Below are 15,079 nucleotides of genomic sequence, written 5' to 3' on the forward strand. Positions count from 1 at the left end.
TAATTATGAGAAAGAACTTAGTATTTGTTTTTCTAATAGCATTGTTCGCAACAGCTTCAGCCGGAGTACGAACAGTCTATACGATAAATGACCGATGGAAGTTTTGTCCGGGATCTCCTTTTGATGCGCAAAATATCGGAGCTGATGATAGCTCGTGGGAAACCGTAAATATTCCTCATACTTGGAATAATCTTGACGGAGATGATGAGATCCCGGGATATTACAGAGGTCCGGCGTGGTATAGGAAATCTATATTTGTAGATGAGTCCCGGGAAAATCAGAGTGCGGTTATTGTTTTTGAGGGGGCGAATCAGGTCGTGGAACTTTATGTAAACGGACTTTATGTGGGTAAACATATAGGGGGATATACCCGATTTAATTTTGATATCAGCCGTTTCCTTAATTATGGAAAGAAAAATGTTTTTGCTATAAAAGTAGATAACGGGTATGATCCTAATATACCTCCGTTGTCGGCGGATTTTACCTTTTATGGAGGCATTTATAGAGATGTTTACCTGATGTTTGTCGATAAGGTACATTTGGCGACAAATGATTATGCGTCTTCGGGAGTATATATTCGTACACCTGAAGTGACAGAGAAAAAAGCGGTTGTGGAGATTACCTCTTTGGTCAGTAACGATACTGATTCTCCTGTGGAAATTATTCTTGAAAATAAAATATGCGATGCTACCGGAAAAGAGGTGAAATCTTTGCGGACAAATCTGAAAATTGCATCTCGGACTACGGAAACCGGTATACAAAAGAAAATCATAATCGATAATCCTTTGCTTTGGGATATTGATAACCCGCATCGCTATCAAGTTTATACACGTGTTTATGATAAAAAGGGCGATGTCCTTTATGACGAAGTTTCTAATCCGTTCGGACTTCGTTGGTTTGAGTTCGACCCGGAACGGGGGTTTTTCTTGAACGGTAAGCCGAGAAAGCTGGTCGGAAATAATCGGCATCAGGATTATCTGGCTAAGGGAAATGCTTTGCGGGATGAGATGCATGTCAGGGATATTTTGTTGATGAAACAGATGGGAAGCAACTTCTTGAGAGTATCTCATTATCCTCAAGACCCGGTTATTATGGAGATGTGCGATAAGTTGGGAATTGTAACTTCCGTTGAAATACCGGTTGTGAATGCGGTTACCGATACGCCGGAATTTCTTGAGAATTCGGTAAATATGGTGAAGGAGATGATCCGGCAGGATTTTAATCGCCCGTCGGTAATGATCTGGGGATATATGAATGAAATATTGCTTCGGCGTCCGCGTACGGATGAGGATTTTCTAAAATCTTATTATCCCGTTGTGGAAAAGACAGCGAGAACGTTGGAAAATACTATTCGAAAAGAAGATCCGTCCCGTTATACGATGATGGCATACCATAATGCTCCTGATCTTTATGAACGGGCTCATTTGACGGAGATACCGATGATTATGGGATGGAACTTGTATCAAGGATGGTATGAACCGGATATCGATGAATTTCAAAGACTTCTTGACAGGGCTCATGATAAGTATAAAGGAAAAGTATTGTTGGTGACTGAATATGGGCCGGGAGTTGATCCGAGACTACACTCTTATAAACCGGAGAGATTTGATTTTTCTCAAGAGTACGGAATTATTTATCATCGTCATTATTTGCGGGAAATGATGGCACGTCCGTTTATTGCCGGATTTACAATGTGGAATCTGAATGATTTTTATTCCGAATCCCGAATAGATGCCGTGCCTCATGTAAATAATAAGGGTGTAACGGGGCTCGATCGTGAGCGTAAAGATACCTATTTGTTTTATGAGGCCTCTTTAGGGAACAAAGATGTCTTGCGCATAGGTAACCGAGAATGGAAAAATCGAGGAGGAGTCGTAAATACGGTAGAAAATACATGTGTTCAATCTGTTCCTGTATTTTCTGACTATCCGGTGGTTGAGTTATATGTAAACGGCAAAAGTATCGGGTCGAAAAAATGCGAAGAGAATATCGCGTTTTTTGATGTTCCGTTTGTCAATGGAGAAAATGTTGTGGAAGCAGTTGCCCGTAAAAACGGGAAAGAGCTGCGTGATATGATTCGGATCGATTTCAAACTTATTCCCGATGATTTGAAAAATGGAGACGTTCCTTTTACCGAAATGAATGTTATGCTCGGTTCTCCCCGTTATTTTGAAGATCGGACGGCAGAAATGATCTGGATACCCGAACAGCCTTATAAACCGGGAAGTTGGGGATATATCGGAGGTGAGCCTTATCGCAGAAAAACAGGCTTCGGTTCGATGTTAGGTTCTGATATAGATATATTCGGAACAGACAATAATCCGATTTTCCAGACTCAACGTACCGGTTTGGAAGCTTTTAAAGCGGATGTCCCGGATGGAGAGTATTCGGTATATCTTTATTGGGCAGAATTGGACACTGATAAAAAGAAAGAATCTTTGGTATATAATCTTGGCGCGGATACGGAAAACGGGGGGTATAGCAAGCGTACTTTCGGATTGGAAATAAATGGTAATCCGGTAATGGATAAGGTCGATATTGCTGAAGATTACGGTTTTGGTTGTGCTGTTATCCAGAAGTTCATTGTGAATGTAAATGATGGGAAGGGCCTGACTGTTGGTTTTAAGCGTATAGAAGGAGAACCGATATTGAATGCTATTCGCATTTATAAAAATTATTAGGAGATAATCAGGTTATAAAATGAAAAGATTTTTTACATATCTGATATGTAGTTTGACGTTTACCATGATGATTGCCCGTTCCGAAGCGTCCGGGAAATTCGACATATATCTTTGTATCGGTCAGTCTAATATGGCAGGGCGGGCGACTTTAACACCGGCTGTTATGGATACTTTAGTGAATGTTTATCTTTTTAATGACCGAAATTTTTTTGAACCGGCTGTTAATCCGCTGAATCGTTATTCTACAATAAGAAAAGAGATAGGAATGCAGAAATTAGGGCCGGCTTATTCTTTTGCCCGTAAAGTTTCAGAAAAGAGTGATTGTAAAATCGGGCTTGTCGTAAATGCCAGAGGCGGCTCTTCTATTAAATCATGGGAAAAAGGAGCATCGGATAATTATTATGGAGAGATGTTGAGCCGAATTAGAGAAGCCTTGAAGTATGGTCGGTTAAAGGCGGTATTATGGCATCAGGGGGAAGCCGATTGCCGTTATCCCGAGTCGTATAAAATCTATATTTGTAAATTGGTTGAACAGTTGCGTGCAGATTTGAATATGCCTGATTTATTGTTTGTTGCGGGAGAAATTTCTCGATGGAACTGGACAGGGCATACCGAAGGAACAATCCCTTTCAATAAAATGCTCAGATCGTTAGAAGATAGCATTCCCCGATTTAAGGTGGTATCATCTGAGGGGTTGAAACCGTTAATTGATGAGAACGATCCTCATTTTGATACCGATAGCCAAATTATACTAGGAGAACGGTATGCAGAGAAAGTCCTCCGATATAACAGGGGGAAGTAATTAATTCTTTTATTTATAAAATGTTGTATTATGAAAAGATTTAGACTCTTTTTGGCAGGAATAGTCGTTATGGCCGCTGTTTCTGCAACACAAGCCGCTGTTGTGACAGATGGTTTTGATTTTGTTGAAAATTTGGTGGTCGGTAGCCAGAATTATGTACAGACTGCACCGGTCGATTATCCCGAATCGTTTGCGTTTATTTCGGTAAATGATTTGAAAACCTATGCTTTTGATGATGTTTTCGGTGTACAGGAGAATAATATAGATATGAAATTCTATATTATGGGAGGAAGTAATAATGCAACGGTACGTCTGTATAGTATGGATGGCGGTAATAACACGAAAGATTCGGAATATAAAAGCGGAGATAAAACTCAGGCCGATTTTACGGTAAAAAATGCAACTCGTTTTATGGCCGTTAAAGGTGTTGATTTTGATGCGGCTACTGTTGATCAGTTGAAGAGTCTGTCATTTACAGGGACGAATGCTGTGAATCCTGTGAATGAAGGGGACGTTATCGTATTTAAAACGGCAGAGACTTCAAAAGCTGCTGACCGTTTGGGATTGATGAAAGTTCATTCTATCGTAAAAGAGAATGAGACCAGCAGTAAAGGGGTGATTACCGTGTCTATTAAAGTGGTGAAACCGGCAAAAGTAGAAACTACGGGATTCCGTTATGGCGTTGTGAAAGTTGGTACTTATGGATTTTCTACAGGAACAGTTGAAGGGTATGAAGGTATAGGCTCTCTTCTTTCGATAAAAGATTTGAAATCATATACCGTAGATGAGGCTAAATCTAATTTTAGGAATGTGGATATAAAACTTCATTTGCAGGGAGCTGATTCCGAACCTCGTGTGTATAGTATGGAAAACGGAGATTCAAAAAACTCTCAATATAAAGATGCCGAAGGAAATACATTACAATCTTTATTGACTGCGGAAACGACGAATGCAACTCGTTTTTTGGCTGCCGACGATATTGATTTCGATAATGTAACAGCATCTGAAATAGCGGCTATCGATCCGGAGACGATCGGAAAAGGGACGATAAAACCTGCTGCCGAAGGAGATGTCATTCTTTTTAAAACCGATGAAAATTCAACTGCCGGAAGTAAGGTCGTAGGAGTAATGCGTATTGATCGGATAACTTTGGTTAATAACGTGAATAAAGAGCTGGGCTGCTATACTGTATCGATAAAGGTATTGGATAATACAGAAAGTGTATCTGTCCCGAAAGTCTCTAATAACGAATGGAGTTTGAAGGGCAAGAGTGTTTGTATTTTGGCCGATACCGGATCTAAACTGAATGTATATGCTGCCGGTAGCGGACAGTTAGTAAAGACAATTGATGTTGTAGCCGGAGATGTGATAGATTTTTCTAATTTTTCGGGTGCTTATATAGTTTCTTATGGAGGAAAGTCGGAGAAGGTGATTTTCTGATATGAGTTGTGAGAAAAGATTTGTCCGTTAAAAGTCCTGTGAGAATTTTTGACGGACAATCTTTTTGTTGTTGAAAGCCATTAAATTTCCTGATAAAGGAATGTTATCCGATCATTTTTGTGTTTTTCCTAGCCTGTTTTTTTGTTTCTACTCGTCAAATAACCCATTATCCTTTTCGTAAAAACAGGAAAATATTTTCAAAAGAGACTCTCGAACTTGACCAAGCAAAATTGAGATACTCTATACGGGTACGATTTTCCCTAATTCGACATACCAGATATAACCTTTTACTTGGGAGAATCCCATTTCTTTTATGAGGGATATATACCGGATCACTTGTTTATGATAGCTTTTTTTCTGAATATTCCCGAATTTATAGTCGATTACAGAAACTTCTTCTCCGGAAATGACTACCCGATCCGGACGGAGGAATGTCCCTTTTTGCTGTAAAATTTCCGTTTCGTTGATAATTTGTGTATCGGGAGAAAACCATGGGGCAACTTCAGGTTGATCTAACCATGTTTTTAATTTTTTTTCTAAGACGACTCCTTCTTCATGGCTGAGTTGCCCGTTAAATATATATGGTAAAACGGCGTTGTGAATATCTTCTGCATAGCGGACGTTGCTGAGAATTTCGTGCATGAGATTGCCGTGTTGCCGTTCGTGACTGTCTCCGAAATAGCCTTTCCCGTGTAGCCGTAGTTGAAGACGTTTGCCAGGATCGGCAGACCGATATTCGGGCATTGTTTTAATTTTCTGTTTTTCTTTTGCTGTTTGTAGATTTTCCCATGTCTCTCCGGCTTCATAACAGTTCTTTTCAGGATCATAATAGGCAGATAAATCGATTATCGGTTTGTCTTTTTCCTCCGGACAGTTTATTTCATTTTCGGGATTGACACAATAATATAGCAATCGGGAAAGAGAGCCGAAAGTCCCTTCTTTCTTAGGTTTCGGAGTAAAGAGCAACAGTTCGTCTTCCGCCCGGGTAAAAGCTACATATGCAATGTTGAGATTGTCGATGTAGGCGTGCATCTTTTCGTTGAAGTATGCATCGGCATAAAGGCTTTTTTTCAAGATCGATCCATAACGTATCGGGACAAGCGGAATGTCATCCAGAGGTTCTTTTTGGTTGCACCAAAGTATGTTTTCGTGATGCGGGTTGTGATCGATTTCCCAATCGCAGAACGGGATGATAACGGCTTTGAATTCCAATCCTTTCGATTTATGGATCGTCATGATACGAATTGCATTTTGGGAGTCGGGTGTTGTTATGGTTTTCTTTATCCCTTGTTCGTTCCACCATTGTAAAAAAGAGGCGGGATCGGCCGAATGATTTGTTGTATAGTCGAGTACGATATCCTGGAATGCCTGAATGAATATACTTTCATTTCGTTCTCCGGAGGGAGGAAACAAACTGATAATTTTTTCGCACATTTCGAATAATGGCGTGTTTCTCAATTGTTCGAGTTCCCTGACGATTTCAGGATCGAAATGATGCGATAATTCTTTCTCCTTTTCTGCAAAATAAGAGGCGAGAGCTGTTTCCGGAGGGAGATTCCGGTGCGTTGTCGAATATTCATATACGGCAAGTATCCGGTTTATTTCCGTCTCTGGATTTTGCAGGTAGTTTAAAATACCGATTACCAGTTTGACAATCGGGGCATTGTGGATGAAAAGAGCTTCGTCCGAAATAATATCGAAGCGATATGTAGAATCGTTATTCTCGGCTTTGGCTTTTAAAAGACAATCTGCAACAAGGCTGCCTTCAGCTTTGCTTCTGACCAGAATGGCAATGTCCTTTAACGAGATATTTTTATCTTGAAGTTCTTTTAAGGTTTGCGGAAGTAGTTCTGTCGCCCGATTTTTCCAATCTATTTTTTCTCCTTCTTCCGTCTCGGTTTCCAAGAACATTACTTTTACATGGCCTTTTTTTTCTTTATTTTTAGGGGATATATGTTGGTATATATCTCGGTATGCTTTCCCGATCTTCTCGGCATATTCGGAGTCGATGTGTACATTGGCAGGGGTATCGGCTATTTCTTTTTGTAAAGATTCTTGAAGTAAGAATGATGCTTTCCTGAAAAACGAATTGTTGAACTGTATGACATTTATACAACTTCGCCAGTTCGTCCCCAATACATGGTCGTTCAGTTCTTCCGGCTTCTTGAATTGGTTGCCCAGTTCGTCATTCAGCAGTTTCCAGTCTGAATTTCTCCATCGATAAATACTTTGTTTTACATCCCCCACGATGAGGTTACGGCCGCCTTTATCATTACTCTCCTTAATCAACGGAAAGAAATTATTCCACTGCATCCGCGAGGTGTCTTGAAACTCATCGATCATAAAATGGTCGATCCGGTTACCGGTTTTTTCATATACGAAAGGCGTATCGCTACCATCGATGATTCGGTTGAGCAATTCGGTGGTATCGGACAAAAGAAGGATATTGTGTTCTTTTTCGTATGTCTGAATGTGTTTGTCGATGTCGCTCAAAATCCCTAATGTGTAAATATAGCGGCGTGTTTCCATTACCGATATATAAAATGGATAAGCGTTATAGCAAGCGATAATCTGTTTGATATATTCGTTTAATTCCGGATATATTTCCCGAACTTTTGTAATAATGTCGGGAGAAGTTTTTTTTGTCGTCCAGTTTTCGATATTGTCGGATAGTTGTGTAAATGAAGCGTTCGGTTCTTTTATGTTACCGTCCGCCCATTTGGAAAACTCTTTAAACGGAGAACGGTTACCGCCTTTCAGGTCTTCAGGAGGTAGTCCCGCTTTTTTCATTATTTCGGTGGCTTTTCTTGCTATTTTCCGACTTTCGGACTCGAAGTCTTGTTTTATGATATTCAGTTTTTTGATATATGCTCTTAATAGATCTTTATCCGCCATGAAATGGCGTATTTCCGAACTGTGCGATTTATATTCTTCTTTAAATATTTCTTGTGCCAACTGGACGATATTTCGTTGTATTCCCCAGCTTTTTCCTCCTTCGACCTGCTCCTCGGAAAATCGGATCAGCCAGTTTAGCAGATCTTTATTTTCAGGATTTTCGAGATCGAAAAACATCCGGTCTATGGCTTCCGTAAGCACATGACTATTGTCTATTTCGGTATTGTATCCGCCTTGCAAACCGATTTCTCGAGTGAACGCCCGTGTCGTTTGTTGAAAAAACTTGTCGATAGTACTGATATTGAAACCCGAGAAATCGTGCAGAAGGGTAAATAAAATTTCTGAAGCTCTTTTTTGAAGTTTTTCGATGCTTGCCGGGATTCCGTCTTGCCCCAACAGGTCATTTAAATATTCCGATTCGGAAGTTCGATGAGCCAGAATATCGAGTTTTTCGATAATGCGCCGCTTCATCTCTTCTGTCGCTTTATTGGTGAAGGTTACGGCAAGGATATGTTGAAAAGCCTTGTTCCGTTCCGATGGCAATATCGGTTCGTTATTGGGACGAACAGGAGATAATAACAATTTGAGGTATTCTAATGTCAGCTTATAGGTTTTCCCCGACCCGGCTGAAGCTCTGTAAACATGGAGCATATCGATATTTATTTAGACTCTAAATAATCCGGGCTTTCGTATAGCCTTCTTTTTTCAGAATTTCCAATACCTTAGCACGAAAATCCCCTTGTATAAGGATTTCTCCGTCTTTACTTGATCCTCCGACTCCGCATTTTGTCTTTAATGTTTTTCCTAACTCTTTGAGGTCTTCTTCTTTCCCGGAGAATCCTGTGATCAACGTTACCGATTTTCCGTTTCGGTTACGTTTGTCGAGTTGTATTTTCAACGGTTGTTTTTCCGGAGCTTGAGTCTCCGGTTCTTCTGTTTCTCCGGTATCGTACGAAAAATCGGGATTTGTCGAATAAACGACATTCAGGCGATCTTTCCAGTCATTATTATTTTTTGCCATTGTTCGCTATTTTAAAGAATGAGATTATCGGGTTGTAGCCGATATACGGTATATTTGTTTTCAAATTTAATACAGATCGTGAACGTAGCCAAACAAAATATATAGTTTACGAAAAAATTTATTACTTTTGTATTATTCAGAAAACAACAGATGAATGGCTGGAGATAATTCAAAGATAACGATTAAGTTGCCTGAGCCGTCTTTGAGGCGGTTGCCTTGGTATTTAGCGTATGTAAAACTCCTTAAAGACAGAGGGGTCGAATATGTGTCTTCTACGCAAATATCGAAAGATATTAATGTCGATGCTTCACAGATAGCTAAGGATCTTTCGTTTATCAACATATCGGGTAAGACCCGTGTAGGATATGAGGTGGAGTCTTTAGTTTCGGTGTTGGAAGATTTTCTCGGATTCACAGATGTTCATAAGGCTGTCATTTTCGGAGTCGGCAGTCTGGGTGCTGCATTGCTTCAGGATTCGGGTCTGGCGCAGTACGGAATGAATGTGATTGCCGGATTTGATATAAAAGAAGAGTTGGCAGGAACTTTTATTAATGGTATACCGGTATATCATGTGTCGGAGTTTGAGGAACGGCAAAAAGAGTTGAATGCGCACATCGGTATTTTGACGGTCCCGGTAGAACGTGCACAGGAGACTGCTGAAAGTATGATCGCGGGAGGAGTTAAGGCTATCTGGAATTTTACTCCGTTCAGAATACGTGTGCCAAAACATATTGTCGTTCAGAATACTTCTATTTATGCACACCTTGCCGTTATGTTCAATAGACTGAATAATCTTAAAAAATAAAAAATACTTTCCGGTTTTTTATTCCGGAAGTCTTATAAATACTTCAGAATGAAAATTATTGCCGTAGGTTGGAATTATCTCGATCACAATAAAGAGATGAATCGTACGTTATTACCAAAAGAACCGGTTATATTTCTGAAACCCGAAACGGCTTTATTAAAGGATCACAAGCCGTTTTTTCTTCCGGATTTTTCGAACAAAATAGAATATGAAACAGAAATCGTGGTTCATATTTGTCGGTTGGGAAAGAATATAGCTCCGCGCTTTGCTCACCGTTATTATGATGCTGTTACTGTCGGCATCGATTTTACGGCACGGGATTTACAATCCCGGCTGCGAAGTGAAGGAGCTCCGTGGGAAATATCCAAGGGTTTTGATTCTTCGGCAGTTGTCGGAGATTTTGTCTCGCTTGATCAGGCTGGAGAAATACAAAATCTTGCCTTTTCATTGCAAATTAACGGAGAAACGGTACAGCAGGGAAATACAATAGATATGATTTTCCCGGTAGATGAAATTATTGCGTATGTAAGTCGTTTTTATACGCTTAAGATAGGAGATCTGATTTATACGGGAACACCGAAAGGTGTAGGACCGGTGGCGATAGACGATCATTTGCAGGGATTTCTGGGAGACCGTAAAGTATTGGATTTCCGTGTGAAATAGACCGGTAGAAATTTCTGTTGCTTAGAATTATAAAAATGAGAAAGAATACCGTTGTTTTATTTTTTTTGTTACTGTCTTTTGGCATTTTCTTTTTCCCGGAAATGTTGAATGCACAGTCTGACCGATATACCGGAATATCAAAATTAAATTCCGGTTATTGGGTAAAAATCAGAATATCGGAGAGCGGTATATATCAGATTTCTTATGCCGATTTGCGGGCATGGGGATTTGTCGATCCGGCAAAAGTGAAACTTTACGGATATGGCGGAGCAATGCTGCCGGAGGACTTTCAAAAGCCTTATATCGACGATTTGCCTGAAGTGCCGGTGATGCGTTACGGAGAGCGGATGATTTTCTATGCACAGGGAGTCGTGAAATGGACGGCCGGCAGTTCGACGTTTACACACGAAAGAAATCCTTATTCACAGTATGGATATTATTTTTTGTCCGAAAATGATGACCAGCCTCGAACGATGGAGACAGTCTCCGCAAACGAGTCTATGAGTGCGACAACTGTGAATGTCTTCAATGACTATGCTTTGCATGAACAGGAACTTATTAATTTAGGACGTACAGGCCGAAAATTTTATGGTGAAGATTTTATTTATGAACAAATCAGAACTTTTACATTCGATATTCCGGGAATTACGGAGACTCCGGTTTCGATGCAGATCGATTTTGTTGTTAAAGCTTTGGCCTCAAATTCCAATACTATTGCCGGACAGATAAAGATCAAGCACAACGATGTCTCTCTTTCTCAATCTTCTCAGGATAGGGTTTATGCGATTTTGAATAATAGCCAAGAAGCTACTTATGCAAGCGGACGTTCTACGTCTACTACCAAAACATGGGTGAGAGATCCCGATAATCCCGACCGTATTACGATACAATTCGAAGGGAGTCAGGCCTCTACGGCGCGACTCGATTTTATTCGATTGAATATGGAACGGGATCTGAAAATTTATGACGGGATCGTTGCATTCCGAAATTTGAAATCCCGCAATACATTATTAAAATATGCCGTTAATGTATCAGGATCTTCAGATCCTCGGATTTGGGATATAACCGATCTTCAAAATCCTGTATCTATCGAAAGTTCACAACATGACGGATGCTTGTGGTTTGTTCCTCAGTCGGTAGGATTAAAAGAGTATGTCGCATTCGATGCTGCACGGACATTCCCGTCTCCTGAGTATGTAGGAATTGTGTCGAACCAGAATTTGCATGGTTACAGCCGTGCCGATCTGGTTATTATAGTTCCGCCGGAATTTTACTCACAAGCCGAACGTTTGGGAAAATTCCATGAATCGGAAGACGATATGTCGTATTTAATTGTATATCCGGAACAGATTTACAATGAGTTTTCTTCCGGAACTCCTGATGCGACAGCGTACAGGCGCTTTATGAAGATGTTTTATGACCGGGCTGAAGGAAATGAAGATTTGAGACCGCGTTATTTGCTGCTTTTTGGAGACGGTACGTATGATAATCGTTTGATTACGAGTGAATGGCAAGGCTATAAGTATCCGTTTTTATTAACTTTTCAGTCAGAGTCGAGCTTAGATGAACGTACGTCTTATGTAACGGATGACTATTTCGGTTTTTTGAAAGACACGGATGGCGCGAATCTACTGGCTGATAAACAGGATATTAGTATCGGACGTTTCCCGGTACGAACGTTAGCCGAGGCGACCGTTGCCGTGGATAAGGTAATCGAATATGGACAAAACAAAAATTTCGGAGTATGGAAAAATAATCTTTGTTTTGTAGCCGATGACGGAAATAATTCGGATCATATGGAATTGGCTGATGAGTTGTGCGATAAAATAGAGTCGAAATATCCTGAATTTTTCCCGTATAAAGTTTATCTCGATGCTTATACCCGGGTAAGTTCTGCGAGCGGAGGTACTTACCCTGATGCAAAGAAACGTATGTTCGATTTGTTGGACGATGGGTTACTCTTTATCAATTTTTGCGGGCATGGGAGTTCTACAAGCTGGACGGCGGAGAAGATTTTGGAAATGTCGGATATTCGGAAACTTTATTTGAAGCGTCTTCCGTTATGGATTACGGCAACTTGCGATTTCAGCCGGTTCGATGACAAATCCAATTCTGGAGGAGAAGAGTTGTTCCTGAATTCAAAAGGCGGAGGAATCGCCCTTTTTACGACGACTCGAGTGGTATATATGGAAAAGAATGCCATTCTAAATAAAATGTTGATCGAAAATATCTTCGAACGGGATGCGGACGGCTCGAGATACCGCTTGGGAGATGTGATGCGTGTTGCGAAGAAGGCTGTTGCCGAATATGTCAATTCGGATGGAGTTCGTCCGTATGAAAGAGATCTGAACAAATTGAATTTTATTCTTTTGGGAGACCCTGCGCTTCGGTTGGCTTATCCTGAATATAAGATGGTAATTACCGAGATTAACGGAGATCCGATTGACGAAACTTCAGATTTACAGACTCTGAAAGCACGTTCTTGGGTAAAAATGAAAGGAGAAGTGCGGGATCATACTACAGGCGAAAAGAAAGAAGATTTTAACGGTTTGGTATATCCCCGGTTATATGATTCGAAGAAAGAGATAACGACGAATGGTTTTGAAAGCGATGTACCCTTTACGTTTTATGAACGTGCGAATATGTTATATTCCGGTAAAGATTCGGTTCGGAACGGAGAGTTTGAATTTGAGTTTAAAATGCCTGTAGAACTGAATTATTCCTCGGAGACCGGATTATTGAATTTGTACGGGTATGATGAGCAAGGACGTGAAGCACAAGGATCGAATGAGCAGTTTGTCGTAGGAGACATGGATAATGATGTCGAGGCGGATACGGAAGGTCCGATTATCCATTCTATGTATCTGAATAGCGAGACATTCAGTTATGGCGATAAGGTAAATGAAGAACCTGTGTTTATTGCCGATGTGGAAGATGAATCGGGAATAAATATTTCTGGAATCGGTATCGGGCACAATATGACGGTAACGATCGACCATTCTTCGGCTCAAGAATATATTGTTAATAACTACTTTGATCCGGTGGTAGGTGAATTCGGGCGAGGAACAGTAATGTATCAATTACCGTCTTTACCGGCAGGATCACATACTTTGACGTTTAAGGTTTGGGATACGGAAGGTAATTCTACGGAAAAGACAACTTCGTTTGTTGTCGTACCGGGTATGAAACCCCAGATATTCGATCTTTATCCTCAAAAAAATCCGGTGTCGGAATATGCAGAGTTTTATTTGAAGCATGATCGTCCGAATATGAATATACAATTAAGGCTGTCTATTTATAATTTGATGGGTACAGAACTATGGACTTATTCGGATGACGGACTTTCCGATATGTGGACTTCTCAACCGATCGTTTGGAATCTGACCGATAAAGCCGGAAGACGGGTTGCGCCCGGTGTATATCTTTATCGGGCGTATATCTCGACAGAAGGCAGTAAGGAGGCTACCAAGACTAAAAAAATCATAGTCGTTGCACAATAAAAGCCTTTGAATACAGTTTTTATTAAGGAGAAATAAAATAGAAAAGAGAGAAATATATTTATGAACCGGATACGAAGTTTTTTGGTAATTGCTTTTCTGGGAGCTTGTTTTACTTCGTTTGCTCAGAACGATGTTAAGAATAAATTTAATCCGATTAACACGGGAGTAACCTCTTTGGGTATTGCTCCGGATGCTCGAGGCGGATCTATGGGAGACTTGGGAGCTGCTACCGATCCTGACGTGAACTCTCAATATTGGAATCCTGCAAAATATGCTTTTGCATTCAGCCGTGCGGGAGTTTCTGTATCTTATACTCCATGGCTGCGTAAATTGGTCAATGATATTAATTTAGCGTATGTGGCCGGTTATTGGAAATTCGGCAGTAGCGATTTACAGGCATTGAGTGCTTCATTGCGTTATTTTTCTTTGGGATCGATCAATATTACAGATGATGGCGGAAATATAACGAATTCTATAAATCCGTATGAGATGGCCTTTGACCTCGGTTATTCCAGAAAATTGTCACAAAGTTTTTCAATGGGTGTCGTCTTCCGGTTTATCTATTCAGATTTAGCTTATGATGAGACCGAGGGAATGAAAGGGGCGGCGGCTTTCGCTGCGGATATATCCGGTTATCAGACTTTTTATCCTATTGTAGGACGGAGCGAGTGCCAGTGGTCATGGGGATTTAATATTTCCAATATCGGTTCTAAAGTTTCGTATGACGGCGGAAATAACAGCGCTTTTTTGCCGACGAACTTGCGTTTGGGGACGACTTTCCTTTTCCCTTTGGCTGATTATAATACGTTGTCGTTGAGTCTTGATTTGAATAAGCTGTTAGTACCTGCAGCTCCAAGACAAGAAGATTATCTGGATGTAGAGGGAAACGAAGATAGAGAAGCTTATGAAGCTGCAAAAGAGAAGTATCAAAGTACATCTCCCATCAGCGGAATTTTCAAATCGTTTTCAGATGCTCCCGGAGGATTTAAAGAAGAGCTTCAAGAGATAAATTTTTCGGTAGGTGCAGAGTATGCATATAACAATCAATTTTTTCTGAGGGCCGGATATTATAATGAAAACAAGTATAAGGGGAATCGTAAATATTTTACTTTCGGAGCAGGATTTGCACTTAAGGTCCTTCGGCTGGATGCCGCTTATGTAGTTGCTACTGCACAGAGTAGCCCGTTAGATCAAACTCTGCGTTTTTCCCTTTCGTTCGATATGGATGGGATAAAAGATTTAGTCGGACGTAGAAGACGTTGATAAAAGAGA

Annotated in this window: 9 protein-coding genes; 7 read left to right on the forward strand and 2 right to left on the reverse strand. The window is 40.5% G+C overall.

Annotation, left to right across the window (positions count from 1 at the left end; all coding sequences use genetic code 11):
• The first annotated feature begins 5 nt into the window (after nucleotides 1–5).
• Genes AC0UMU_RS07065 through AC0UMU_RS07075 form a run of 3 tightly spaced genes read left to right on the forward strand, consistent with a single transcriptional unit; the run spans nucleotide 6 to nucleotide 4,923 of the window.
• Nucleotides 6–2,681 (forward strand): glycoside hydrolase family 2 TIM barrel-domain containing protein, encoded by a 2,676-nt coding sequence (locus tag AC0UMU_RS07065; RefSeq protein WP_009318089.1) that lies wholly within the window; start codon nucleotides 6–8, stop codon nucleotides 2,679–2,681.
• Nucleotides 2,682–2,700: 19 nt separating this feature from the next.
• Nucleotides 2,701–3,483, forward strand: a complete 783-nt coding sequence (locus AC0UMU_RS07070) for a sialate O-acetylesterase (RefSeq protein ID WP_009318088.1) — start codon at nucleotides 2,701–2,703, stop codon at nucleotides 3,481–3,483.
• Between the two features lie 30 nt (nucleotides 3,484–3,513).
• Nucleotides 3,514–4,923: a hypothetical protein gene (locus AC0UMU_RS07075; protein WP_288640466.1), complete on the forward strand. Its 1,410-nt coding sequence runs from the start codon at nucleotides 3,514–3,516 to the stop codon at nucleotides 4,921–4,923.
• A gap of 240 nt (nucleotides 4,924–5,163) precedes the next feature.
• Here AC0UMU_RS07075 and AC0UMU_RS07080 read toward each other — a convergent pair whose 3' ends face one another.
• The gene (locus AC0UMU_RS07080) at nucleotides 5,164–8,469 is read right to left on the reverse strand and encodes a UvrD-helicase domain-containing protein (RefSeq protein ID WP_278716778.1); all 3,306 of its coding nucleotides are present in this window, start codon (nucleotides 8,467–8,469) and stop codon (nucleotides 5,164–5,166) included.
• A 19-nt stretch (nucleotides 8,470–8,488) separates the two neighbouring features.
• The gene (locus tag AC0UMU_RS07085) at nucleotides 8,489–8,839 is read right to left on the reverse strand and encodes a translation initiation factor (protein WP_009318085.1); all 351 of its coding nucleotides are present in this window, start codon (nucleotides 8,837–8,839) and stop codon (nucleotides 8,489–8,491) included.
• Between the two features lie 154 nt (nucleotides 8,840–8,993).
• Between AC0UMU_RS07085 and AC0UMU_RS07090 the strand changes: the two genes are divergently transcribed.
• Genes AC0UMU_RS07090 through porV form a run of 4 tightly spaced genes read left to right on the forward strand, consistent with a single transcriptional unit; the run spans nucleotide 8,994 to nucleotide 15,070 of the window.
• Nucleotides 8,994–9,644: a redox-sensing transcriptional repressor Rex gene (locus AC0UMU_RS07090; protein WP_009318084.1), complete on the forward strand. Its 651-nt coding sequence runs from the start codon at nucleotides 8,994–8,996 to the stop codon at nucleotides 9,642–9,644.
• A gap of 48 nt (nucleotides 9,645–9,692) precedes the next feature.
• Nucleotides 9,693–10,307, forward strand: a complete 615-nt coding sequence (locus tag AC0UMU_RS07095) for a fumarylacetoacetate hydrolase family protein (protein ID WP_009318083.1) — start codon at nucleotides 9,693–9,695, stop codon at nucleotides 10,305–10,307.
• A gap of 35 nt (nucleotides 10,308–10,342) precedes the next feature.
• On the forward strand, nucleotides 10,343–13,807 hold the full coding sequence (gene porU / locus AC0UMU_RS07100) for a type IX secretion system sortase PorU (protein WP_270213796.1): 3,465 nt from the start codon (nucleotides 10,343–10,345) through the stop codon (nucleotides 13,805–13,807).
• Nucleotides 13,808–13,867: 60 nt separating this feature from the next.
• The gene (gene porV / locus AC0UMU_RS07105) at nucleotides 13,868–15,070 is read left to right on the forward strand and encodes a type IX secretion system outer membrane channel protein PorV (RefSeq protein ID WP_009318081.1); all 1,203 of its coding nucleotides are present in this window, start codon (nucleotides 13,868–13,870) and stop codon (nucleotides 15,068–15,070) included.
• Nucleotides 15,071–15,079: the final 9 nt, after the last annotated feature.

It is taken from the genome of Coprobacter fastidiosus, assembly GCF_982245605.1.

What these genes read in the sequence shown, in the direction of transcription:
- AC0UMU_RS07065 (WP_009318089.1), top strand. Translation starts at nt 6, where the DNA reads ATGAGAAAGAACTTAGTATTTGTTTTTCTAATAGCATTGTTCGCAACA.
- AC0UMU_RS07070 (WP_009318088.1), top strand. Translation starts at nt 2,701, where the DNA reads ATGAAAAGATTTTTTACATATCTGATATGTAGTTTGACGTTTACCATG.
- AC0UMU_RS07075 (WP_288640466.1), top strand. Translation starts at nt 3,514, where the DNA reads ATGAAAAGATTTAGACTCTTTTTGGCAGGAATAGTCGTTATGGCCGCT.
- AC0UMU_RS07080 (WP_278716778.1), bottom strand. Translation starts at nt 8,469, where the DNA reads ATGCTCCATGTTTACAGAGCTTCAGCCGGGTCGGGGAAAACCTATAAG.
- AC0UMU_RS07085 (WP_009318085.1), bottom strand. Translation starts at nt 8,839, where the DNA reads ATGGCAAAAAATAATAATGACTGGAAAGATCGCCTGAATGTCGTTTAT.
- AC0UMU_RS07090 (WP_009318084.1), top strand. Translation starts at nt 8,994, where the DNA reads ATGGCTGGAGATAATTCAAAGATAACGATTAAGTTGCCTGAGCCGTCT.
- AC0UMU_RS07095 (WP_009318083.1), top strand. Translation starts at nt 9,693, where the DNA reads ATGAAAATTATTGCCGTAGGTTGGAATTATCTCGATCACAATAAAGAG.
- porU (WP_270213796.1), top strand. Translation starts at nt 10,343, where the DNA reads ATGAGAAAGAATACCGTTGTTTTATTTTTTTTGTTACTGTCTTTTGGC.
- porV (WP_009318081.1), top strand. Translation starts at nt 13,868, where the DNA reads ATGAACCGGATACGAAGTTTTTTGGTAATTGCTTTTCTGGGAGCTTGT.